The sequence below is a fragment of the Aeromonas sp. MaB10011B genome, assembly GCF_017939325.1.
GTDB lineage: Bacteria > Pseudomonadota > Gammaproteobacteria > Enterobacterales > Aeromonadaceae > Aeromonas > Aeromonas caviae.
Map to the genome: position 1 here is coordinate 1 of NZ_JAGKRK010000059.1, position 293 is coordinate 293.

The following is a 293-nucleotide window of genomic DNA, read 5'->3' on the forward strand; positions in this document are numbered from 1 at the left end:
GCCGCGGTGGTGACTAGGCTGTGGGTCAGGCCACTCTTGGCATCGACACCAATGTGGGCCTTCATGCCAAAGTGCCACTGATTGCCTTTCTTGGTCTGATGCATCTGCGGATCGCGTTGCTGCTCTTTGTTCTTGGTCGAGCTGGGTGCCTCAATGATGGTGGCATCGACCAAGGTGCCTTGAGTCATCATGACGCCTGCTTCGGCCAGCCAGCGATTGATGGTCTTGAACAATTGGCGGGCCAGTTGATGCTGCTCCAGCAGGTGGCGGAAATTCATGATGGTGGTGCGGTC

General features: G+C 57.0%; 1 protein-coding gene. It reads right to left on the reverse strand.

Features of this window, described 5'->3' with window-relative positions:
* The coding region (locus J9893_RS13935) for an IS5 family transposase (protein ID WP_210558469.1) at window positions 1-293 on the reverse strand (293 nt) is incomplete at both ends.